The organism is Streptomyces sp. NTD91 (assembly GCF_059510455.1).
Genome location: NZ_JCAJZW010000003.1, coordinates 209,214 through 229,344, shown reverse-complemented (window position 1 = coordinate 229,344; position 20,131 = coordinate 209,214). Strand labels below are relative to the sequence as shown.

The following is a 20,131-nucleotide window of genomic DNA, read 5'->3' as shown; positions in this document are numbered from 1 at the left end:
CGGGAAGCCCGCCACCGAACAGGCTTCCCGGCCCGTTTCCACACCCCGTGGATCACCGGCGCGGACCGCGGGACAGTGGGTCCATGACGGTCCGACTGGGCCTCGCCCACACCGCCGACCTCGATCCCGAAGAACTCGGGGCCGCCCGCGCCCTGCTGGACGAGGCCTTCGCCGGGGACTTCTCCGACGAGGACTGGGACCACGGGCTCGGCGGGCTGCATGTGCTGATCCAGGCCCCCCGGGCCGGATCGCGGACCGGGACCCCGGCCGTGTCGCCGCCGAGCAGCATCGGCGCGAACGCCTCCGCCATCCCTCGAACCGCGTACGAAAGCCCAGCTCAGGGCGGTATGACGCCATCCGCCGTCTCAGATAGTAGGAAGTCCGAGTAATTGTGCAGACAGAACCGGGCCGCTCCCTTACGTTTGTAGGAGCCGAACGTCTCGCTCGATCCAGCGAATGGCGGTCGTGAGCCGGGCACCCGAGCAGGCAACCCCTGCGGCCCGTGAGCTCCCCGCCCCTCCGGCGTCTCGCACATCTCTCATTGCCGTGCTCCGTCTGCCGAAGGAGTCGATTCCCATGGCCGAGACGACCGTCCGCCGCCGAGTCCGCCACGTGTCCCGCGCGAGCGAGTCCGACCGCAAGAACGCCGCCGCCGCCCTCCAACGCGCCCTCGACCGCCGCGACAACGGCGGCGAGACCGGACACTGAGCCCCCGGCCCGATGCCGTCCGCGTTCGTCCACATGATGGACGGACCGTGTCATCACCTGGGACGAGGGGTAGGGTGCCCGCATGTCTCGCAGCATCGATCTCGCAGTGATTCCCGGGGACGGCATCGGACAGGAAGTCGTGTCCGAGGGTCTCAAGGTCCTCTCCGCCGTCCTGCCGCAGGATGTGAAGCTGGAGACCAAGGAGTACGACTTCGGCGCCAAGCGCTACCACGCCACCGGTGAGACCCTCACCGACGCCGATCTGGAGCAGCTGAAGCAGCACGACGCCATCCTGCTCGGCGCCATCGGCGACCCGTCGGTGCCGTCCGGCGTCCTGGAGCGCGGCTTCCTGCTCAAGCTCCGCTTCGCCTTCGACCACCACGTCAACCTGCGCCCCTCCAAGCTCCTTCCCGGTGTCGCCACCCCGCTCGCCGGTCAGCCGGAGATCGATTTCGTCGTGGTCCGCGAGGGCACCGAGGGCCCCTACACCGGCAACGGCGGCACGATCCGCAAGGGCACCGAGCACGAGGTCGCCACCGAGGTCTCCGTCAACACCGCCTTCGGTGTCGAGCGCGTGGTCCGCGACGCCTTCGCGCGGGCCCAGGCCCGCCCGCGGAAGAAGCTCACCCTCGTCCACAAGAACAACGTGCTGACCTTCGCCGGTCACCTCTGGACGAACATCTTCAACAAGGTGGCGCAGGAGTTCCCCGAGGTCACCACCGACTACATCCACGTCGACGCGGCGACCATCTACCTGGTCACCGACCCGGCGCGGTTCGACGTCATCGTCACCGACAACCTCTTCGGCGACATCATCACCGACCTCGCCGCGGCCGTCTCCGGCGGCATCGGCGTCGCGGCGAGCGGCAACATCAACCCGACCCGCGAGTTCCCCTCGATGTTCGAGCCGGTCCACGGTTCCGCGCCCGACATCGCCGGTCAGGGCAAGGCAGACCCCACCGCCACGGTCCTGTCCGTCGCCCTGCTGCTGCGCCACCTCGGGTACGACGCCGAGGCCGACCGCATCGACGCCGCGGTCACCGCGGACCTCACCGAGCGCGGCGCGCTGGGCACCCGTAGCACCTCCCGGATCGGCGACGCGCTCGCCACCCGAGTAGCCGGCTGACCCGGCGCTCCGCACAAGAAGCCGCCGGGTCGGACGACCGCCCGGCGGCTTTCCCCTGTCCCCGCCGGGTGCCACCATCGACCCCGGGCCGCTTTCACCCCCATTCCTTCCGCCCTCGGCCCCGCGCGATAATCGAACGCGGAGCCGCGGTATGAGGGAAAGCTCGGACGTCCTCGCATCGGTCTGACCAGGCCGGTGACGGGCGTGAGCGCGGCCCGTCACTACAACCGGTGAAGGACAACCACTCATGACGACGCCCACGATCGAGCTCAAGCCCTCCGCCAGCCCCCTCGCCGCCGCCGAGCGCGAGGCGATCCTGGCCGACCCCGGGTTCGGCCGCCACTTCACCGACCACATGGTGACCGTCAAGTGGACCGAGGGCCGCGGCTGGCACGACGCCCAGCTCGTCCCGTACGGCCCGATCTCCCTCGACCCCTCCACCCACGTCCTGCACTACGGCCAGGAGATCTTCGAGGGCCTCAAGGCCTACCGCCAGCCCGACGGCTCGATCGCGCTGTTCCGCCCCGAGGCGAACGCCCGCCGCTTCCGCAACTCCGCCCGCCGCATGGCCATGGCCGAGCTGCCCGAGGAGCTGTTCATCGCCGCGCTGGACGCGCTGCTCTCCCAGGACGCCGACTGGGTCCCGCCGCACGGCGGCGAGCAGTCCCTCTACCTGCGCCCGTTCATGTTCGCCACCGAGGCCGCGCTCGGCGTGCACCCGGCGAACGAGTACCTGTTCATGCTCATCGCCTCCCCCTCCGGCTCGTACTTCGCCGGCGGCGTCAAGCCGGTCACCATCTGGGTCTCCGAGGACCACGTCCGCGCCGTGCCCGGCGGCACCGGCGACGCCAAGACCGGCGGCAACTACGCCGCGTCCCTGCTGCCGCAGGCCGAGGCCGCCGCGCACGGCTGCGACCAGGTCGTCTACCTCGACGCGGTCACCCGCACCAAGGTCGAGGAGAGCGGCAGCATGAACGTCGCCTTCGTCTACGGCGACCGGATCGTCACCCCCCGGCTCACCGGCTCGATCCTGGAGGGCATCACCCGCGACTCCCTGCTCCAGGTCGCCCGCGACCTCGGCTACACCGCAGAGGAAGGCGTCGTCACCCTCGAGGAGTGGCGCGCGGACGCCGCCTCCGGCGCCCTCACCGAGGTCTTCGCCTGCGGCACCGCCGCCGTGGTCACGCCGATCGGCCACGTCAAGACCAAGACCGACGGGTGGACCCACGGCGACGGCACGCCCGGCGAGGTCACCCTCCGCCTGCGCGAGGCCCTGCTCGGGATCCAGCGCGGCGTGGTCGAGGACAGGCACGGCTGGATGCACAAGATCGGCTGAGCCTTCGACCCGGCGTTCTCCCGCACCCTTGTCCCCGCCACGACGGCGGGAACAAGGGTGCGGTTGGCGGAGGGAGCACCTGGGTATCCACCCATCCCACGGGGGGCGCGTGCCCCGCGTGCACGGGGACGGGGGGAGGCACCGCAGGGTGAGCGCATGGTCACCGATACCTCGGCTGCGCTGGTTATGGCGCGCGTTGCGCACCCCGCGCCGCCCGCAGAGCCTCACCGCGCTGCTCGCGCTGGCCGGCTGTGCCGCCCTGCTCCTGTGGCGGGCCTCCGCCATGGACGCCTACGAGCAGAACCTCGCCCTCAACCTGGGCACCGACCTCGTCGGCGTGGTCATCACCGTCTTCGTGATCGGTCCGCTGATCTCCCGTGCCCAGGAGGGCCGGGTCCGTGAGCACACCCGGCTCGACTACGAGTGGTTCGCCTCCCAGGTGCACGGCGCGACGGCGTGCGTGAAGGTGCTCGACACCTTCTCCAACCTGTTCGGACCGCAGTTCTCCGAGCGCCTGTTCCGAGGGGTCAAGGCGGCCACCGCGCGCGGCGCGCGGGTGCAGATCCTGCTGCTGGACCCCGACTCGCTCGCCGTCATCCTGCGCGGCCGGGAACTCGGCGAGCAGAGCGCCGACATCCGCCGCGACATCATGCGCAACCTGCGCACCCTGGACCGCTTCGCACGCCGCCTGGACGACAGCTCCCGCGCCCTGCTCGAGGTCCGCCTGTGCCAGACGTCACCCGGAGTCACCCTCTACCGCTGGGACGAGCGTTGCCTCGTCTCCTTCCTGACGGTGGGCCGGCTCTCCGGCGAGGGCGTCCAGCTGGAGGTCGCCGTCCGCTCCCCGCTCGGCACCTTCGTGGAGCAGCGCTTCGACGAGCTGTGGGGGCAGAGCAAGCCCATGGAGCACTTCACCCGGCTGCCGCTCACCCTGGTCGACGCCACCGACGGCCGCAGGGAGTTCCGCTGCCCCTTCGTGTCCGTCGAGGACCGTCTGTACGTCGCCGGGGCGGACCTGGTGTCGTACATGGCCCGTCACCGCCTCGACCAACTCTCCGCGCACAGCGAGGTCTTCGCCGTGCAGGGCGGGCACGAGCTGCTCGTGGTCGACGACGAAAGTCCCCTGCATGCGCTGCTCCTCCAGCACTTCGCGGAGAAGTACGATGCGTCGGCGGCCGCCTTCGTGGAGTTGCGGCCGCCGGTCCTGGTCACGGAATAGAGGCCCTGGCACATATGAGCTCAGCGCACCACCCCGCTCCGCACGCGAACCCCCGGTTCCGCGCCTTCACCCCCCGTGACCTGGACGGCCTGCTCGGCCGGGTGTCCCTGTCGCCCGCCGAACGGCTCGCCCTGCGGGCCGTGTCCGCGGTCCTGCCGTTCCGCACCAACTCCTACGTGGTGGACGAGCTGATCGACTGGTCGGCCGTCCCCGACGACCCGATCTTCCGGCTGACCTTCCCGCAGAGCGGCATGCTGCCCGCGCACGACCTGCGCCGGATGACGGACCTGCTGGCCCAGGACGCACCCCAGGCCGAGGTCCGGCGCGCCGCGCACGAGATCCGGATGCGGCTCAATCCGCACCCCTCAGGCCAGCTCGACGCCAACGTCCCCCTGCACGGGGGCCGCCGCCTGACGGGGCTTCAGCACAAGTACCCCGAGACGGTGCTGATCTTCCCGCGGCAGGGTCAGACCTGCCACGCCTACTGCACGTACTGCTTTCGCTGGCCGCAGTTCGTCGGGGAGTCCGAGCTGCGCATCGCCACCGACGACATCGCCACCACCAGCGCCTATCTGCGCGCCCATCCCGAGGTGAGCAGCACACTCATCACCGGTGGCGACCCGTTGGTGATGAGCACCGAGGTGCTGCGCCGCTATGTGGAGCCGCTGCTGGAGATCGACACCGTCCGCTCGGTGCGGATCGGCACCAAGTCCCTCGCCTTCTGGCCGTACCGCTTCCTCACCGACCGGGACGCGGACGACCTGCTGCGGCTCTTCGAGAAGGTGGTGGCGAGCGGACGCCATCTGGCGCTGATGGCCCACTTCACCCACCCGCAGGAACTGCGCCCGGCGGTGGTGCGGGAGGCGATGCGCAGGGTGCGGGACACCGGTGCGGTGATCCGCTGCCAGGGGCCTCTGGTCGCCGGGATCAACGACAGCGCGGCGGTGTGGGCCGAGCTGTGGGAGGAGACGACCGCGCTGGGGGCGGTGCCGTACTACCAGTTCGTGGAGCGGGACACCGGCCCGCAGGGCTACTTCGCGGTGCCGCTGGCCCGCGGTCACTCGATCTTCCGGGACGCGCACGCCCGGGTCTCCGGGCTCGCCCGCACGGTCCGCGGACCGGTCATGTCGGCGATGCCGGGCAAGGTCTGCGTGGACGGCGTCGCCGAGGTGGCGGGCGAGAAGGTCTTCGTGCTGCACCTCATCCAGGCCCGCGACCCGGACCTGGTCGACCGGCCGTTCTTCGCCGCGTACGACGAGGGAGCGACCTGGTTCACCGACCTGAAGCCGGCGTTCCACTCGGCTCACTTCCTGCCGGGTCTCGAGGCGGGGTGACGAAAGCCGGCTCTCCGCGCCGGCGGCCGGGGAGACGGTGGCCCGCACGTTCCGGCCGGCCAGGAAACGGCGGGCGCTCCCGGGCGATGCGGGAGGCGGGCGAACCCCCCTGGCAAGGGTCGACCCGAGCGACCTGTTCGGCCGGGCCCGGCAGCCGCACACCCCTCGCGCCTGATTTGAGTGACGTTCAATGAAGCATGGTTCCTCCTTCGGGGTCGACGTTTCTGATTCCTGAATTCCGCGTTTAGAGTGTCGCTCTAAACCATGGAAGGCAAGGAGGTGTCGCGTCGTGAGACTGACCCCCACGGAACGTGACCGGCTGCTGCTCTTCGGGGCCGCCGAGCTGGCCCGTGCCCGCCGGGCGCGCGGCCTGAGGCTGAACGTGCCGGAGGCGACCGCGCTGATCGCGGACACCGTGTGCGAGGCGGCGCGGGACGGCAGGCGGCTCGCCGAGGCCATCGAGGCGGCCCGGTCCGTGCTCGGACCCGACGACGTGCTGCCGGGCGTCGCCGACGTCGTCACCGAGGTGATGGTCGAGGCGGTCTTCGACGACGGCTCCCGGCTCGCGGTGGTCTGCGACCCCATCGGCGGCGGTCTCGGGCAGGACGCCCCGGGCGCGCTGCTGCCCGGACCCCGGCACGCCGACCCCGAGCCGACCGTGCGGGTCACGGTCACCAACACCGCGACCGTGCCGGTCTCCGTCACCTCCCACTTCCACTTCTTCGAGGCCAACCCACGTCTCGACTTCGACCGCGCCGCCGCCTACGGCATGCGGCTCGCCGTACCCGCCGGGTCGTCCGTGCGGTTCGGGCCGGGAGCAAGCGAGGAGGTCGGTCTCGTGCCGATCGGCGGCGAGCGGATCGCGATCGGCTTCGCCGGGCTGGTCGACGGGCCGCTGGACGCGCCCGGGGCCAGGGAGGAGGCCCTGCGCCGGGCCGCCGCCTGCGGATACCTCGGCGTCACGGAAGGAGACGGGGAGCGATGAGCCGCTCGAAGGGGCGCGAGGTGAGCCGGGCGGTCCACATCGACCCGCACGCCTACGCCGCCACCCACGGCCCCCGCGCCGGCGACCGCATCCGCCTCGGCGACCTGGGCCTCACCGTGCGGGTGGAGTCCGACTCCCAGCGCTACGGCGACGAGTTCCTGGCCGGATTCGGCAAGACGGCCCGCGACGGACTGCACCTCAAGGCCGCCGCCGTCCGCGCGACCTGCGACGTCGTCATCAGCAACGTGGTGGTGATCGACGCCGTGCAGGGCATCCGGAAGGTCTCCATCGGCATCCGGGAAGGCCGCATCCACGCCATCGGCCGCGCCGGGAACCCGGACACGCTCGACGGCGTCGACGTCGTCGTCGGCACCGGCACCTCCATCGTCTCCGGCGAGGGGCTGATCGCCACCGCCGGGGCCGTCGACACCCATGTCCATCTGCTGTCGCCGCGCATCATGGAGGCCTCCCTGGCCTCCGGCGTCACCACGATCATCGGGCAGGAGTTCGGCCCGGTGTGGGGCGTCGGCGTCAACTCGCCCTGGGCGCTGCGCCATGCCTTCAACGCCTTCGACGCCTGGCCGGTCAACATCGGCTTCCTGGGCCGGGGCTCCTCCTCCGATCCGGCCCCGCTCGCGGAGGCGCTGGCCGAGGGCGGCGCCTGCGGCTTCAAGGTGCACGAGGACATGGGCGCCCACACCAGGGCGCTGGACACCGCCCTGCGGGTCGCCGAGGAGCACGACGTCCAGGTCGCCCTGCACAGCGACGGGTTGAACGAGTGCCTGTCCGTGGAGGACACGCTGAGGGTGCTGGAGGGCCGGACCGTCCACGCCTTCCACATCGAGGGCTGCGGCGGCGGACACGTGCCCAACGTGCTGAAGATGGCCGGCGTCCCGAACGTCATCGGCTCCTCCACCAACCCCACCCTGCCCTTCGGCCGGGACGCGGTCGCCGAGCACTACGGCATGATCGTCTCCGTCCACGACCTCAAGCCCGACCTGCCCGGCGACGCCGCCATGGCCCGCGACCGCATCCGCGCCGGCACCATGGGCGCCGAGGACGTGCTGCACGACCTGGGCGCGATCGGCATCACCTCCTCCGACGCCCAGGGCATGGGCCGGGCCGGCGAGACGGTCCGCCGCACGTTCGCCATGGCCGCCAAGATGAAGGCCGAGCTGGGCCCGCTGGAGGGCGACGGCGAGTGCGACGACAACGCGCGCGTGCTGCGCTACATGGCCAAGCTGACCATCAACCCGGCCATCGCGCACGGCCTCGCGCACGAGGTCGGCTCGATCGAGGCCGGTAAGCTCGCGGACATCGTGCTGTGGCGCCCGGAGTACTTCGGCGCCAAGCCGCAGCTCGTCCTCAAGTCCGGCTTCCCGGCGTACGGCGTGACCGGTGACCCGAACGCGGCCACCGACACCTGCGAACCCCTCGTGCTGGGCCCGCAGTTCGGTGCGTACGGTGCCACGGCCGCCGACATCTCGGTCGCCTTCGTCGCCCAGGCCGCCGCCGATCAGGGCGACGACACGCTGCCGACGCGCAGGAGAAGGGTCGCCGTACGCGGCACCCGGGGCATCGGTCCGGCCGACCTGCGGCTGAACTCCCGTATCGGAGCCGTCGACGTCGACCGGCGCACCGGCCTGGTCACCCTCGACGGCGACCCGCTCAGCGCCGAGCCCGCCGACTCCGTCCGTCTCAACCGCCTGTACTTCCTGTAAGGATCACCATGTCTGCTGCCGCCGACGGCTTCCGCATGCCCGCCGAGTGGGCCCCGCACGAGCGCACCTGGATGGCGTGGCCCGGCCCCAACCCCACCTTCGAGGACCCGGACGACCTCGCCGCCTCCCGGAAGGCCTGGGCCGGCGTGGCCCGCGCCATCCGCCGCTTCGAGCCGGTGACCGTGGTCTGCGGCCCCGGCCAGTCCGCAGGGGCGCGGGCACTGCTCGGCCCGGACGTCGACACCGTCGAGCGGGACCTCGACGACGCCTGGATGCGGGACATCGGCCCCACCTTCCTCACCAACGGCAAGGGCGAACTGGCCGCCGTGGACTGGACGTTCAACGGCTGGGGCGCACAGGACTGGGCCCGCTGGGGGCACGACGCCAAGATCGCCGCGTACGTCTCCGACCTCGCGGGTGCCAGGACGTACGCCTCGAGGCTCGTCAACGAGGGCGGTGCGATCCACGTCGACGGCGAGGGCACGGTGCTGCTCACCGAGACCGTTCAGCTCGGCCCCGAGCGCAATCCGCACTGGTCGAAGGCGGAGGTCGAGGCCGAGATCCACGCCCACCTCGGCACGGAGAGGGCGATCTGGCTGCCGCGCGGTCTGACCGGCGACTATCCCCCCCAGGGTTTCGGCACCCTCGGCCATGTCGACATCGTGGCCGCCTTCGCCCGCCCCGGCGTGGTGGTCGCCCACCACCAGCCGGACCCGGCCCACCCCGACCACGAGGTCACCCGGGAGGTCATCGGGATCCTGCGCTCCCGGACGGACGCTCGCGGCCGCGCCCTGGAGGTCGTGGAGGTGCCCGCCCCGACCGTCCTGGAGGCCGACGGCCACTGGGCCGACTACTCCTACATCAACCACTACCTCTGCAACGGCGGCGTCGTGCTGTGCGGCTTCGACGACCCCCGCGACGAGATCGCCGCCGGGATCTTCCGCCGCCTGTTCCCGGAGCGGACGGTGACCCTGGTGGACGCGCGTACGATCTTTGCGGGTGGCGGCGGCATCCACTGCATCACCCAGCAGCAGCCGAAGGTGTGAGCGTGCAGGAGACAGGGATGGCCGGTGCGGCACGGGCGCGGAGGAACGCGCCGCCGCGCGAGGAGGTCCTCGCCGCGGCCATGGACATGATCGCCGACCGTGGTCTGGAGAAGCTCACCATGGCGGCGCTCGGCCGCGAGGTCGGCATGAGCAGCGGCCATCTCCTGTACTACTTCCGCTCCAAGGACGAACTGCTGCTGCGGACCCTGGAGTGGAGCGAGGGCCGGCTCGGGGCGGATCGGGGCCGACTGCTCACCGGCCCCGGCACCGCCGGCGAGCGCCTGGCCGCCTACGTGGACCTGTACGTCCCCGACGGCCACCGCGACCCGCACTGGACCCTGTGGCTCGAGGTCTGGAACCGCTCGCAGAACGCCGACGACGACGCGCGTGCCCGGCAGTCCGCCATCGAGGGCGCCTGGCACCGCGACCTGGTCGCCCTGATCGCCGAGGGCGTCTCGCGCGGCGAGTTCCGCCGGGTCGACGCGGACCGCTTCGCGACGCGGCTCCGCGCGCTGCTCGACGGCTTCTCCATCCACGTCGCCATCGGGCTGCGCGGCACCGACCGGGACCAAGTCCTGGCCCATGTGCGGGAGTTCATCAACGAGTCACTGCTGCCGTGAGGCCCGGCCGCAGGTCGGCCCGCCAGGAACGCCGGAGCGGGCAAAGGAGTCGTTTCCTCCGTTGCCGGGCAAGGCGGCCTGTGCCGCCGTCTCCCTGGTGGTGTACGTCACCATGCGGGAGACGAAGGACCTGGACCTCGCCCGGTCGAGGGACCGTACGCATTCCAGTGTGACGACCGCATCCTGAGACGGGCGGCGAGTCGGGGGCGGATTGTGCCAAACTGCCCCCGTGCTCTCGTTCGCCATGATTATTGGCAGCAGGCGCGCCGGTCCGCAGTGACCACCTCGTACGACCAGGTGCGGGTGGCCACCGTCGTCCTCGACCCGCGCGCAGACCTCTCGCACCCGCGAGGGGTTTTTTCGTTTTCCGGCCCACCCGCTGCCGGAAGCGGTGCGCGAGGGACCATTGGGGGGACGGTGGAGCCGGTCATTCCGGTAAGACCGAAGATCCACAACAGGAGCCTTGAGACCATGACCGAGACGGCAACCAGCGAGCTCGACGACTCGTTCCACGTCTTCGACACGACGCTGCGCGACGGCGCGCAGCGCGAGGGCATCAACCTCACCGTCGCGGACAAGCTCGCCATCGCCCGGCACCTGGACGACTTCGGCGTCGGCTTCATCGAGGGCGGCTGGCCCGGCGCGAACCCCCGTGACACCGAGTTCTTCGCCCGCGCCCGGGCGGAGATCGACTTCAGGCACGCCCAGCTGGTGGCCTTCGGCGCCACTCGCCGCGCCGGCACGAAAGCCGCCGAGGACCCGCAGGTCAGGGCGCTCCTCGACTCCGGCGCCCCGGTGATCACCCTGGTCGCCAAGTCGCACGACCGGCACGTCGAACTGGCGCTGCGCACGACGCTGGACGAGAACCTGGAGATGGTCCGCGACACGGTGTCGTACCTGAAGGGCCGGGGCCGCCGGGTGTTCGTGGACTGCGAGCACTTCTTCGACGGCTACCGCGCCAGCCCGGAGTACGCCAAGGCGGTCGTCCGTACGGCCTCGGAGGCAGGCGCCGATGTCGTGATCCTGTGCGACACCAACGGCGGCATGCTGCCGGCGCAGGTCCACGCGGTGGTCGCGACGGTCCTGGCGGACACCGGTGCCCGGCTCGGCATCCACGCCCAGGACGACACCGGCTGCGCGGTCGCCAACACCCTGGCGGCGGTGGACGCGGGCGCGACGCACGTGCAGTGCACGGCCAACGGCTACGGGGAGCGGGTCGGCAACGCCAACCTCTTCCCGGTCGTCGCGGCCCTGGAGCTGAAGTACGGCAAGAGGGTGCTGCCCGAGGGCAGGCTGCGTGAGATGACCCGGATCTCCCACGCCGTCGCCGAGGTCGTCAACCTCACCCCCTCCACCCATCAGCCGTACGTGGGTGTGTCGGCGTTCGCGCACAAGGCGGGCCTGCACGCCTCCGCGATCAAGGTCGACCCGGACCTCTACCAGCACATCGACCCCGAGCTGGTCGGCAACACCATGCGCATGCTCGTCTCCGACATGGCCGGCCGCGCCTCGGTCGAGCTCAAGGGCAAGGAACTGGGCATCGACCTCGGCGGCGACCGGGAACTGGTCGGCCGGGTCGTCGAGCGGGTCAAGGAACGCGAGCTCAAGGGCTACACCTACGAGGCGGCGGACGCGAGCTTCGAGCTGCTGCTGCGCGCCGAGGCCGAGGGCCGTCCGCTGAAGTACTTCGACGTGGAGTCCTGGCGGGCCATCGTGGAGGACCGCCCCGACGGCACCCACGCCAACGAGGCCACGGTGAAGCTGTGGGCCAAGAGCGAGCGGATCGTCGCCACCGCCGAGGGCAACGGCCCGGTCAACGCCCTCGACCGCGCCCTGCGCGTGGCCCTGGAGCGGATCTACCCGCAGCTCGCCAAGCTGGACCTGGTCGACTACAAGGTCCGCATCCTGGAGGGCGTGCACGGCACCTCCTCCACCACCCGCGTGCTCATCTCCACCTCCGACGGCGCCGGTGAGTGGTCCACGGTCGGCGTGGCGGACAACGTCATCGCCGCGTCCTGGCAGGCCCTGGAGGACGCGTACACCTACGGCCTGCTGCGGGCGGGCGTGGCGCCGGCCGAGTAGTCACAGTGGAGGCATGACCGACACCCATCCGCTGTCCCGGGCCCGTGTGGCGACCCGGCTGCCCGCCGGGGACCTGGAGCGGGCCCGGCGCTTCTACGCCGACACGCTCGGCCTGGAACCCGCCGACGAGCGCCCCGGCGGGCTGCTGTAGCGGTGCGGCGGGACCGAGTTCGTGGTGTTCCGCTCCACCGGAGCCCCGCCGGGCACCTTCACCCAGATGGCCTTCGAGGTCGACGACCTGGAGTCGGTCGTGGCGGAGCTGAGGCGGCGCGGGGTGGTCTTCGAGGACGTGGACGCGCCCGGCTTCCGCACCCGCGACGGCATCGCCGAGATAGATCGAGGGCAACTACCCCGGCACGGGCGCGCACGGGGAGCGGGGCGCGGCGTGGTTCCGGGACAGCGAGGGCAACCTGCTGGGGATCGGCGAGCCGGTGCGGTAGCCCTCCCGTCAGGCGTTCAGGGCGCCCGCCAGATGTTGTCGAAGGCCGCGTTCTCGATGCGGCGCCGCTCGCGCACGGCCCCCAGCTCGGTCACCGCGTCGCCGACCGCCACCAGGACGGTGACGACGGACTCGTCGCCGGGCTCCTCCTCGATCGGCCGCTCGCCCCGGATGCCCAGGGTGGCGGCGAGCCCGGCGAGGACCGGCTCGTGGGACCACCAGCGGTCGGCGGCGTGCCGGCGGGCCGGGGTGTCGGCGGCCGCGGCCTTGTCCGCCCGGTGCGGCCAGCGGTGCCGCTTCCCGGACAGCTGCCCCTCGGTGTCCAGCACGTCCCGGTAGGTGGTGGCCAGTCCCTCACCCCGGCGCCACAGCCAGTCCTCGACCGTCTCGTACGGCTCCTCGCGCCTGAGCGCGGCCCCGGCCTCGTCCAGCATCCGGTCACCCGTGGTCAGCACCGGGCCGGGCACGAGCCGCTCACCGTCCAGGGCGAGTGCCCGCACCCCGAGAAGGTCGATCAGTTCGGCCCCCGCCAGGGCCAGCGACAGATCACCCGCCTCGACGGGGTGATCGCCGGGCACGTCGAGGCTGACGAGGAACAGATCCTGCGGTGTGGTCATACCCTCCACCATGGTCCGTCGGCGCCCGATGCGCAGCACGCCACACCCGTCCCGCCCAGCGGGACTTTCCGGCGAGCCGCTCGAAGGAGCGCAGGCTCATCGCCCGCCCGACCGCCCGGAGCTGACCGAGGGGACCCGGTGTCCCCGTGCCGCCCCTCGAGGTAAGGGCCCCGGCAGGTGCCGCCGCACGGACGAACACCGCGTACGGCGTTCGTCCGCTCCGGCCCGCACCCCCGCGAGCGGCAGGTCTCCGATGTGTCAGACAGACCCTGGCGCAGTCGCCACTTCTGGTTGGCGCCTCCGGTGCACGACCAGATCTGCGCCCTCGCCCCGTTCGCCGACGAGTTGTCCGTCACGTCGAGGCACTTGTTCGCCGCGGTGTTGACCACGTCACCGGTCGAAGGGTCGTAGGACCACTGCTGGGCGCCGGTTCCGTTGCAGTCGTACACCTGCACCTCGGCGCCGTCCACCGTCGAACCCGAGGTCACGTCCAGGCACTTGCCGAGCGCCTGGACCGACCCGTCGGACTGGACCGTCCACTGCTGGGCCGCCGTACCGTTGCAGTCGTAGAGCTGCACCGCGGTGCCGTTGGTGTTCGAACCGCCCGCAACATCCAGGCACTTGCCGGCCAGGCCGACGAAGGAGCCGGTCGGGGCGCCGCCGCCGGACCGGGTCCCGGACCAGGTGAAGGTGGCCGATGTCCTGCCGGGCAGCGAGTAGGTGGCATGCTGCGAGCCCCAGTCGATCGTGACGGTCTGCGCCGAGGAGGAGCCGTTGTAGGCGATCAGCGCCTTGCTGCCGTCCGGGTTGCGCCAGGCCACGTTCGGCACGGTGGCGGACGCCGTAGAGGCGATCCGCTGGGCGCCCGGCCGGACGAACCTGGTCAGGTGGCCCATGTCGTAGTACTCGACGGTGTAGTCGACCGTGCCGCTCGCGCCGTCGCCGTCGTGCACGGTGATCAGCCCGGTGCAGGTGCCGCAACCACCGTCGTGCGGGCCCATGTTCTGGTCCACGGCCAGCGACCACTTGGTCACCGACTTCGCCCAGTTGCGGGTGTAGTCGATGATGTCGGCCATGTCCTCGCGCTGTTGGTCGGCGATCCAGGTGCCGCCGGAATGCTCGGTGCCGAAGGCGTCCAGCGAGGGGTACTTGTCGTGCACCGTGGTCTGCTCGGTGACGTCACCGCCGTAGCCGTGCCAGGCGATCCCGCCGAAGTTGGGGTGGTCGCGGATCGCCGGGTCGTCCACGGACTGCGCCGCGTAGGAGTCGTAGGTGTCCCAGTTCCAGTCGTGCGCCAGGACCTTGGTCGACAGGCCCGCCGACTGGAGCTGCGGCAGCAGGTCGTTCTTGAGGAAGTACTGGATGCCGGAGGCGTTCCAGCTCATCGACGGGTAGCCGGAGCAGCACGTCGGCTCGTTCTGCGGGGTGACGTAGGAGACGTCGATGCCCTGGTCCTTGTACGCCTGGAGGTACTTCACGAAGTAGCCCGCGTACGCGCCGTAGTCCTCGGCCTTGAGCCAGCCGCCGTTGAGCGAGCCGCTGTCCTTCATCCAGGCGGGCGCGGTCCACGGCGAGGCCATCACCGTCAGGGAGGGATCGAGCCGGAGCGCCTGCCTGGTCAGCGGGACGACGTCGGTGAGGTCGTGGGCGATCGAGAACTTCGCCAGGGACGGGTCCGACTGACCGGAGGGCACGTCGTCGTACGTGTAGCCGTACCGCGCGAGGTCGGAGGCGCCCATCGGGTTGCGCAGGAACGACAGGCCGATGCCGTCCGTCGGCGAGAACAGCTTGCGCATGGTCGCGTCCCGGGTCGCCCGGGACAGCGCCCCGCTGCTGTTCATCAGCCAGGCCGCGGTGTCCGTGAAGGACGCGCCGCCGCCGGTGAAGGTCTGGTAGCGGGTGTTCTCGTCCACGGTGATGTTCGTGCCGCTGCCGCCGGTGCCGGACTGGAAGGCGAACGGCGTCTGGGCCTGGAGTCCGCGTACGACATGCCGTCCGGCGGAGTCGTCGGTGGTCGTGAGCCAGGCCGTGACCTGCTCACCGGCCGCGTGCGCGGGGGGCACGGCCGCGGTGAGGCCGGCTGCGGAGAGCAGCCCGGCCAGCAGCAGCCGGACTGTGCGGGGGGTTCTCCTCATGGTGCGTCGCCCTTCCTCTCGGGTCGACTGAGCGGATGCCGCCGGGAAGCACAACTGGCCTGCCATCTTGACGAGTTGGCGGGCCGTTAGTTAACTCACGGCATGATCTAAGACATGAGTGAACCATGAGAGCCAAGGGAAGGTCCATGCCGAGAACCGCCCTGCTCGTCTCCGGGGCCCTGCTCGCCGCCCTGTTGCCCCTGTCCGTCGCGGCGCACGCCGCCGACGAGCCCGCGCCGACCCCCGTCGACCGCTTCGAGGGCGAGGTCCCCTTCGCCTCCCAGCCCGCCGACGGCATCTTCACCTGGGGAAGCGACGCCGACGACCCGCCCACCCTCCGTCTCACCGACCGCGCCGACGCCCCCGAGGGGACCAAGGTCCTCGCCGGCACCTACGACATCAGCGGCTACGGCGGCTTCACCCATGACTTCGCCGCCGACCGGCCCGCCCACGACTGGTCCGCCCACCAGGGCATCCGCTTCTGGTGGGAGGGCCGGGACAACGGCCGCAGAATCGCCTTCGAGATCAAGGACGGCGGTGCGAACGGTGAGGCCTCCGAACTGTGGACGACGTCCTTCACCGACGACTTCACCGGCTGGAAGCAGATCGAGATCCCCTTCACCGACTTCCAGTACCGCACCGACTACCAGCCCGTCGGCGGCATCGACCACGTCCTCGGCCTCACACAGATGTGGGGCTACGCCGTCACCCTCCCGGCCGGCACCAAGGGCGACTTCGCCATGGACGACGTCGAGCTGTACGGCAAGGCCGACCAGGCACTGCGGGCCTCCGTCAGTACCGACGCGCCCGTCTACCCCGTCAGGGCCGGCGGCACCGCCCGGGTCGGGGTCACCCTCGCCACGGCCGGCGACCGACCCGTGGACGACCCGGTGACGGTCACCTACGCCACCGGGGACGGCACCGCCACCGCGGGCCGGGACTACACCCCGGCCGAGGGCACCCTCACCTTCCCGGCCGGCACCGCCTCGGGCACGACGCGGACCATCGAGGTGCCCACCCGGAAGAACCGGGCCCCCGCGGCCGCGAGGACGATCCCGCTGAAGCTCACGGTCACTGGAGCGAAGGCACCCGCCGAGACGCCGCAGGTCGTCATCGACGCGCACGGACTGCCGTACCTGGACGCCAAGTTGCCCGTGCGCAAGCGCGTCGCGGACCTGCTGTCCCGCATGTCCCTGGAGGAGAGGGCCGGGCAGATGACCCAGGCCGAGCGCGGCGCCGTCGGCGGCGGTGCGGACATCACGACGTACGCCCTCGGCTCGCTCCTCTCCGGCGGCGGCTCCACGCCCACACCGAACACCCCCGAGGCGTGGGCGAAGATGATCGACGGGTTCCAGCTCCGGGCGCAGGCCACCCGGTTCCAGGTCCCGCTGATCTACGGCGTCGACGCGGTCCACGGCCACAACAACCTGGCCGGCGCCACGATCATGCCGCACAACATCGGTGTCGGCGCGAGCCGCGATCCCCGACTCGCGCAGGAGACAGGCGCGGTGACGGCCGCCGAGGTCCGCGCCACCGGCATCCCCTGGGACTTCGCGCCCTGCCTGTGCGTGAGCCGCGACGAACGCTGGGGCCGCTCCTACGAGTCCTTCGGTGAGGACCCCGCGCTCGTGCAGTCCATGGAGACCGTGATCCAGGGCCTCCAGGGCCGGGCCGACGGCCGTGACCTGAGCCGCGACGACAAGGTGCTGGCCACCGCCAAGCACTTCGTCGGCGACGGCGGCACCGCGTACGGCTCCTCCACCACCGGCACCTACACCATCGACCAGGGCGTCACCACGGTCACCCGGCAGCAGTTGGAGGACATCCACCTGGCGCCGTACAGGACCGCCGTCGAGCGGGGCATCGGCTCGGTCATGCCGTCGTACTCCTCCCTCGACATCGTCGGCGACGGCAGGGGTGCGGTGAAGATGCACGCCCGCGGCGACATGATCAACGGTGTGCTCAAGGGCCGGATGGGCTTCCGCGGCTTCGTCGTCAGCGACTGGAACGCCATCGACCAGCTCCCCGGCGACTACGCCGCCCACGTCCGCACGGCCGTGAACGCGGGCGTCGACATGATGATGGTGCCGTACTCCTACAAGGACTTCACCGCAACGCTCGTCGACGAGGTGACGGCGGGCCGCATCAGCGAGAAGCGGATCGACGACGCGGTCTCCCGCATTCTCACCCAGAAGTTCGAGCTGGGCCTGTTCGAGCACCCCTACGCCGACACCTCCGGCGCCGCCGCCATCGGCTCCCCGGCGCACCGGGCGGTCGCCCGCCGCGCGGCGGCCGAGTCGCAGGTGCTGCTGAAGAACAGCGGCGGACTGCTGCCACTGAAGAAGAACCAGAAGGTCTACGTCGCCGGGTCCAACGCCGACGACCTCGGCAACCAGACCGGAGGCTGGACCGTCACCTGGCAGGGTGCCTCCGGCACCCACACCCAGGGCACGACCGTCCTGCAGGGCATGCGCGAGGCCGGCGGCGACGTCACCTACTCCAAGGACGCCTCCGCCCCGACGGGTGGCTACGACGTGGGCGTGGTCGTCGTCGGTGAGACCCCGTACGCCGAGGGCGTCGGCGACGTCGGCAACGGGCACAGCCTCCGGCTGTCGGCGGCCGACCAGGCAGCCGTGGACAAGGTGTGCGCGGCCATGAAGTGCGTGGTGCTGATCGTCTCCGGCCGCCCGCAGCTCATCGGTGACCGGCTCGGCGAGATCGACGCGCTGGTGGCGTCCTGGCTGCCCGGCACCGAGGGCGAGGGCGTCGCCGACGTCCTCTACGGCAGGCGGCCCTTCACCGGACAGCTCCCCGTCACCTGGCCCAAGTCCGCATCCCAGCTGCCGATCAACGTCGGCGACGCGTCGTACGACCCCCAGTTCCCGTACGGCTGGGGCCTGACCACGCTCACCTACGTGCCCAGGGGCGGTACGGCCACCCTGAAGGCGCTGGGCGCGGCGGCGACGGCGGCCGAGCGCAGGGGCGACGACCGGGCCGGGCGTGAGCTGGTGGGCAAGGCGCGGCTGCTCGTGCAGAACCGGGTGGCGGAGCGGATGACGCAGGCGGTGGCCAAGCCGTTCGCCGACGCCGACCATCTGCTGCTGACCGGGCGGTACGGGGAGGCGGTGGAGAGGCTGGTCGAGGCGTACCGGGAGGCATAGGACCTGTCTCCATGCCCGAGTATGGGGGGCTTCGGGTAGTTTCGAGGGATGAAGGCCGTCCTGTGGACCCGGAGCCTGCCCGCCCTGCTGTTGGCCGCTCTCGCCCTGGTCGCGGCGACCTTGTCCGCGACCGGAGCAGGAGCGGCCCAGGCCGTCTCCGCCGTCGCGTCCGCGACCGGAGCAGACGCGGGAGTCCCGGCCGCCGCGTCCGGCGTCAGGGCGGACACGAGCATCTCCGCCGTCGCCGAGGCCCTTCGCAGAAGTCCGGTGTACGTCGACCCGGCCGCCTCGGCCCAGCTGTCGAAGGCCGACGCCGACGCGCTCGCGCAACGCATCGAGGACGCGGACAAGCCGCTGTTCATCGCGGTCCTCCCGGCCGGCCACCCGACTGCGAACCTCTTCTCCGACCTCCGTGCGGCCACCGGCATCACCGGCCTGTACGGCATTCGCCTCGGCGACCGCTTCGACGCCCGCGCCGACTCCTCCGTCATGTCGGCGACGGCCCGGGCGAACCTGGTGAGCAGCGTCAAGGGCGAGCCGGCCAAGGCTCAGCTCACCGACTTCACCGACCGGGCCCTGGCGCACATGGGCGGTCACGCCCCGAAGAGCTGGGGCGGCTCCGGCGGTGGATCCTCCGGTACGGCCCTGATCGCGGTCGCCGCGGTGCTGGTGGCGGGCGGCGCCGGCGCCTACGCACTGGTCCGCCGCAACCGCCGTCGGCGCGCCGAGGAGCAGCGGGCGGCCCTGGACCGGCTGCGGGTGGTCGTGGACGAGGACATCACCGCCTTCGGCGAGGAACTGGACCGGCTCGACTTCCGGCCCGGCGAACCCGGAGCCGACGACGCGATGCGCGCCGACTACGCCCACGCGCTGGACGTCTACGAGACGGCGAAGCAGCGCATGGCGGCCGCGAGCCGGCCCGAGGACGTCCGTACCGTCACCGAGGCCCTGGAGGACGGCCGCTTCTCCCTGGCCTGTCTCGCCGCCCGCCGTGCGGGCCGCCCGCTGCCCGAGCGTCGGCCGCCCTGCTTCTTCGACCCGCGCCACGGCCCCTCGGCGACCGACGCCACCTGGACCCCGCCCGGCGGGGCGCCGCGCCAGGTTCCGGTCTGCGCCGCCGACGCCACCCGGCTGGCCGACGGCCGCGACCCGGTCATCCGCGAGGTCGACACGGAGTACGGCCGCCGCCCCTACTGGGACGCGGGCCCCGCCTACGGCCCCTGGGCGGGCGGGTACTTCGGCGGCGGCATCCTCCCCGGCCTCCTCGTCGGCACGCTGCTGGGCAGCATGATGGCCACCCCGTCGTACGCGGCCGACTACGGCACCGGGTACGGGGACTTCGGGGGCGGTGACTTCGGGGGCGCCTACCAGGGGGGCGACGTGTCCGGCACCGACTTCGATCCCGGCGACTTCGGGGGTGGGTTCGGGGACGGCGGGGGGTTCGACGGGGGTGACGGTGGCGGGGGTGACTTCGGCGGGGGGTTCTAGGCAGAGCGGAACCCCGGCAAGTTCGTGTGGTGCGAGTTCGAGGGAGGGCCGCAGCCCTGTCTGCAGGACGTACGAGCGCCCGCCTCCCCTTTCCGGGGAGCGGGCGCGCTCGTG

Annotated in this window: 16 protein-coding genes and 1 pseudogene; 15 read left to right on the top strand and 2 right to left on the bottom strand. The window is 71.7% G+C overall.

Translation table 11 applies throughout. The features are described from left to right. The first annotated feature begins 83 nt into the window (after positions 1-83). The 13 genes and pseudogenes from AC5WRT_RS05575 (at position 84) to AC5WRT_RS05515 (ending at position 12,617) form a co-directional block, all read left to right on the top strand. Positions 84-389, top strand: coding sequence for a hypothetical protein (locus tag AC5WRT_RS05575; RefSeq protein WP_496099987.1), 306 nt, complete (start codon positions 84-86; stop codon positions 387-389). Between the two features lie 187 nt (positions 390-576). Continuing rightward, the gene (locus tag AC5WRT_RS05570; RefSeq protein ID WP_107100810.1) at positions 577-708 is read left to right on the top strand and encodes a hypothetical protein; all 132 of its coding nucleotides are present in this window, start codon (positions 577-579) and stop codon (positions 706-708) included. An 82-nt stretch (positions 709-790) separates the two neighbouring features. Then, the gene (locus AC5WRT_RS05565; RefSeq protein WP_496096053.1) at positions 791-1,834 is read left to right on the top strand and encodes a 3-isopropylmalate dehydrogenase; all 1,044 of its coding nucleotides are present in this window, start codon (positions 791-793) and stop codon (positions 1,832-1,834) included. Between the two features lie 247 nt (positions 1,835-2,081). Then, the gene (locus AC5WRT_RS05560; protein ID WP_496096052.1) at positions 2,082-3,170 is read left to right on the top strand and encodes a branched-chain amino acid aminotransferase; all 1,089 of its coding nucleotides are present in this window, start codon (positions 2,082-2,084) and stop codon (positions 3,168-3,170) included. Positions 3,171-3,366: 196 nt separating this feature from the next. Next, a complete protein-coding gene (locus AC5WRT_RS05555; RefSeq protein ID WP_496096051.1) occupies positions 3,367-4,389 on the top strand; it encodes a hypothetical protein in 1,023 nt (340 codons plus the stop codon). A gap of 14 nt (positions 4,390-4,403) precedes the next feature. Next, on the top strand, positions 4,404-5,723 hold the full coding sequence (locus AC5WRT_RS05550) for a KamA family radical SAM protein (RefSeq protein WP_496096050.1): 1,320 nt from the start codon (positions 4,404-4,406) through the stop codon (positions 5,721-5,723). Positions 5,724-6,012: 289 nt separating this feature from the next. Continuing rightward, on the top strand, positions 6,013-6,708 hold the full coding sequence (gene ureA, locus AC5WRT_RS05545; RefSeq protein WP_496096049.1) for an urease subunit gamma: 696 nt from the start codon (positions 6,013-6,015) through the stop codon (positions 6,706-6,708). After that, positions 6,705-8,429, top strand: a complete 1,725-nt coding sequence (locus AC5WRT_RS05540) for an urease subunit alpha (RefSeq protein WP_496099986.1) — start codon at positions 6,705-6,707, stop codon at positions 8,427-8,429. Before ureA ends, AC5WRT_RS05540 begins: the two co-directional genes overlap by 4 nt. An 8-nt stretch (positions 8,430-8,437) precedes the next feature. Beyond that, positions 8,438-9,475, top strand: coding sequence for an agmatine deiminase family protein (locus tag AC5WRT_RS05535; protein ID WP_496096047.1), 1,038 nt, complete (start codon positions 8,438-8,440; stop codon positions 9,473-9,475). A gap of 17 nt (positions 9,476-9,492) precedes the next feature. Then, positions 9,493-10,095 (top strand): TetR/AcrR family transcriptional regulator, encoded by a 603-nt coding sequence (locus AC5WRT_RS05530; RefSeq protein WP_496099995.1) that lies wholly within the window; start codon positions 9,493-9,495, stop codon positions 10,093-10,095. A 61-nt stretch (positions 10,096-10,156) separates the two neighbouring features. After that, on the top strand, positions 10,157-10,282 hold the full coding sequence (locus AC5WRT_RS05525) for a hypothetical protein (RefSeq protein WP_496096130.1): 126 nt from the start codon (positions 10,157-10,159) through the stop codon (positions 10,280-10,282). Between the two features lie 284 nt (positions 10,283-10,566). Then, positions 10,567-12,177, top strand: coding sequence for a citramalate synthase (gene cimA / locus AC5WRT_RS05520; protein ID WP_496099985.1), 1,611 nt, complete (start codon positions 10,567-10,569; stop codon positions 12,175-12,177). Between the two features lie 13 nt (positions 12,178-12,190). Next, positions 12,191-12,617, top strand: a pseudogene (locus tag AC5WRT_RS05515) (VOC family protein). A gap of 16 nt (positions 12,618-12,633) precedes the next feature. On the opposite strand, the gene AC5WRT_RS05510 reads toward AC5WRT_RS05515, so the two are convergent. Both AC5WRT_RS05510 and AC5WRT_RS05505 read right to left on the bottom strand, forming a co-directional pair. Continuing rightward, a complete protein-coding gene (locus AC5WRT_RS05510; protein ID WP_496099984.1) occupies positions 12,634-13,233 on the bottom strand; it encodes a GOLPH3/VPS74 family protein in 600 nt (199 codons plus the stop codon). After that, positions 13,230-15,368 (bottom strand): ricin-type beta-trefoil lectin domain protein, encoded by a 2,139-nt coding sequence (locus tag AC5WRT_RS05505; RefSeq protein WP_496099983.1) that lies wholly within the window; start codon positions 15,366-15,368, stop codon positions 13,230-13,232. The genes AC5WRT_RS05510 and AC5WRT_RS05505 overlap by 4 nt, the downstream gene beginning before the upstream one ends. A 146-nt stretch (positions 15,369-15,514) precedes the next feature. Between AC5WRT_RS05505 and AC5WRT_RS05500 the strand changes: the two genes are divergently transcribed. Both AC5WRT_RS05500 and AC5WRT_RS05495 read left to right on the top strand, forming a co-directional pair. Further along, positions 15,515-18,529: a glycoside hydrolase family 3 protein gene (locus tag AC5WRT_RS05500; protein WP_496099982.1), complete on the top strand. Its 3,015-nt coding sequence runs from the start codon at positions 15,515-15,517 to the stop codon at positions 18,527-18,529. Between the two features lie 48 nt (positions 18,530-18,577). Continuing rightward, positions 18,578-20,017 carry a hypothetical protein gene (locus AC5WRT_RS05495; RefSeq protein ID WP_496099981.1) on the top strand — a complete coding sequence of 480 codons (1,440 nt, stop codon included), beginning with the start codon at positions 18,578-18,580 and terminating at the stop codon, positions 20,015-20,017. The last annotated feature ends 114 nt before the right edge of the window (positions 20,018-20,131 follow it).